Source organism: Planktothrix sp. FACHB-1355 (genome assembly GCF_014748295.1).
In the GTDB taxonomy this organism is placed as follows: Bacteria; Cyanobacteriota; Cyanobacteriia; order Cyanobacteriales; family Aerosakkonemataceae; genus Aerosakkonema; species Aerosakkonema funiforme_A.
Map to the genome: position 1 here is coordinate 1 of NZ_JACJUP010000849.1, position 3217 is coordinate 3217.

Below are 3217 nucleotides of genomic sequence, written 5' to 3' on the forward strand. Positions count from 1 at the left end.
TTCCCTGGCTAACGCGATCGAAAGCAGCTAGCAATGTGTCGATTTCCCGTTCTCGTCCATACAGCTTTTGCGGAATTTGAAACTTGTCAGAAATATCTTGCTGACCGAGTGGGAAGGGATCGATCTGTTCTTTAGCCTGCCACTGTCGCAGACATTCCTCTAAATCTGCTTTCAGTCCATACGCTGATTGGTAACGATCTTCAGCGTTTTTCGACATCAACTTCAGCACTATTTCCGACAGGACTGGCGGAATATCTGGTTTGTGTTCGTGCAGTAGCGCTGGTTGCCTAGCAAGATGACAATGCACCAATTCCAGTGCATCTTGTGAAGGAAAAGGTAATTGACCAGTTAGTAACTCGTAGAATGTCACACCCAGCGAATAAAAATCAGTTCGATAATCGATCGCCCGATTCATTCGTCCAGTCTGTTCGGGCGAGATATAGGCTAGCGTCCCCTCCAAAAAATTTGGATTGCGAAAAGTTGAGTTTTCGCGTGAAAGCGTTGTAGAGATGCCAAAGTCAATTAGTTTGACTTGCCTAATGGTCTGATTCCAAACAATATTCGATGGGTTAATATCTTTGTGGATAACGTGCTGCTGATGTACCTGACCTAAAATTTCAACAACCTGAATGGCAAGTGGGAGAAATTCAGCGAGAGCAAACGGTTTGTTCTGGATTACACAACTGAGAGATTCACCGCCAAAGTCTTCCAACACCATTATCCACTGATACAAGTGGTTTTCTAAGCCATAAGCTTTTACCACTCCTTTTTGAGTGAAGGATTGTGTCGTCTCATACTCTCGCTTAAACCAAGCTATTCTTTCCGGTGGAGGACAGGTTGGTTTGAGAATTTTGAGTACGATCGGTTGCGAATCTTCTATCCGATATCCACGATAAACAAAGGAGTTGGCACTCTCATAGAGTTTTTCGGTGATTCGGTAGCCTGGAAAGGATGTCAACATTCATCTTAAGTTAATCTTGTTTTGAAGGTTCTGGTTCTGGTTCGGGGTCGGGATCGGGAAAAGGGTCTTCTGGGTTAGGATCGTTGCAAATTTCTGCCAATGGAGTAAGTTTATCGGCAAAGAAAGCCGCTATTTTTGCACTGCTCTTGCTCTCAATCAACGCCTTGTCCATTTCAGATAATCCGAACGCATCTGCCACGGTTTTAGGCTGCCGAGCAAATGCTATCTGCTGTTTAGGATTAATGGCGATATCGGTCAAAAAATCGAGTAATTTGCTCATAGTCGATATGTCTCCTGACTATTTGAGAAGAATTTCAACACGACACTAAAAGTGAACTATTTTATTGAGCGACGCTAACCCACTCCTTAGCTATATTTGCTAACACTCTATCAATTTCCTCTTTGTTAAGGCGCTCATACCCTTCTTCATAAGCATGGAGTGCAAGCTGAGCGTACTGTCCAGAAGGCGACTCATCAAAACTATGGGTTTCTCTAGGATTCTCATACGGAGGAAGAAACAAAAAGCCAAGGTCTAAAACTTTAGGCCGTTTAAAAACTTTTGCATAAGTTTTTAAGGCTGTCTCTACATCTTGGTAGGTAAGCTCCCATTCTCGTCGTGCTTCTTCGATAAGCCCAGCGTCTTGCAAGGCGCGAGCTTTCTGCCTATGAACCACAGCCCGAAAAGCCCTCGCCCAGGCATATTTATCATTGCCCTGAATTGCACTATTGAAATCCTGTATTGCTCGATCGTAGTATGGCTGTTGTTGCGTGCCTTGTCCTCCACCGTCCTCTCCATTGAGCAGCCCAAGAAAGCGGTAGACGAAACCCCTTCGGACGTAAGCCCAAGTATAGTTTGCGTCGATCTCGATCGCTTGGTTCAAATACTGTTCTGCGTCCGTTAGAAGAATTTTTACGTTCTTATCTATGCCTCTGGTTTTTTGGTCTATAGCCCACCAAATCTTGTTTTCACCCCGATGCGCCAAAGCCCAGGCATAATTAGGATTGCATTGAATTGCGTTCTCATACTTTGAGTCTGCTTCGTTGTAAAAGTTAGATTTACTAGGGTTTAAGCGTTTCTCAATACCGCCTAAGTAAGAGAGAGTTACACCCCAGTGAGCCCACGCCCAAGCATAGGTGCTATCTTCTGTAGTTGCTTCTTTAAAATACTGTGCTGCATCGTTAAGTATTTGATTGATGTTATCCTCAATATACTCATCCTGATTGTACCTGGCCATCAGACGAAGATTTTCTCCTTCTCTGGCTTTGGATATGGCTTCTTTTCTTCCCATTGTGTGTCTCCTTGGATATTAAGTGGATGTTCAAAAAATTACTAACAAACTTGAGTTTAATTCTGCTTTTAGCTTGGTTCAGCAATTAACATAAAAAACTTCGGCGAGTTTCGCAGTTCCAGCCAAGCTATGTCGTGCCGCGCAAACTCGATCGCTTCATCCTCAAGTAAGATGGCTTCTTGAAGATAATTCAACGCTTGCTCTGTCTGGCCTTCAATGGCAGCTAAACCTCCTAGTCGATACAAAACTATACCTCGCGCTTCAGAATTTACCAGATCTAGTAATGCGCTTCGCGCTGTATTGATATCTGATTGAGCCTCGACTAATCCTTGCCAGCGAGTTTTGAATACAGCAATATTGTACAGAGCGAAATTATCGCCTGGGTTCTCCAATAATGCTTCCTGGCAACAATGGCTCGCCTCAGCATATCGCCCACAATAACTGAGTAACATCCCGCGCTCGCTAAGCCGATCGTTAAATAAAGTTCGATCGAGTGCGATCGCTGTGTCGAAATCTACCAACGCATCTTCATACCGTCTCAGCATATCATTAATGCGAGCGCGATAAGCAATTGCCCAGGCATAGTCTGGCTTTAATTCAATAGAGCGGCTAAAATCCGCTAAAGCTTTTTCGTAATAACGATGCCCCATGAAGCGGTAGGTTACGCCTCGATGAGCGATCGCCCAAGCATAGTCAGATTTTAATTCAATAGCCCGATCGAAGTCAACTAGGGCTTCGGGATAGCGTTTCATCATGCGGTATACTTCCCCTCGGCGGGCAATTGCCCAAACATAGATGGGATTTTGTCCAACCGCTCGGCTAAAGTCAGCTAGTGCTTCTTCATACTGTTTAAGTAAGCGGTAGATGTCTCCCCGGTGGGCGATCGCTTTAAAGTCGTTGGGATTATATGCAATAGTTTGATTCAAGTTGGCGAGGATTTCCCCATAGCTATTCAAGTTAACCCTCC

Annotated in this window: 4 protein-coding genes; all 4 read right to left on the minus strand. The window is 44.4% G+C overall.

Going from position 1 to position 3217, the window contains the following annotated elements:
* On the minus strand, nt 1-961 hold a 961-nt coding region (locus tag H6S82_RS25900), incomplete at its 3' end, for a serine/threonine-protein kinase (protein ID WP_191056932.1).
* A gap of 10 nt (nt 962-971) precedes the next feature.
* Nucleotides 972-1241 (minus strand): hypothetical protein, encoded by a 270-nt coding sequence (locus H6S82_RS25905; protein WP_190463616.1) that lies wholly within the window; start codon nt 1239-1241, stop codon nt 972-974.
* A 61-nt stretch (nt 1242-1302) separates the two neighbouring features.
* The gene (locus H6S82_RS25910; protein ID WP_190463615.1) at nt 1303-2250 is read right to left on the minus strand and encodes a hypothetical protein; all 948 of its coding nucleotides are present in this window, start codon (nt 2248-2250) and stop codon (nt 1303-1305) included.
* Nucleotides 2251-2318: 68 nt separating this feature from the next.
* Nucleotides 2319-3217 (minus strand): tetratricopeptide repeat protein (locus H6S82_RS25915; RefSeq protein ID WP_347339545.1); only part of this gene is annotated, 899 nt, incomplete at its 5' end.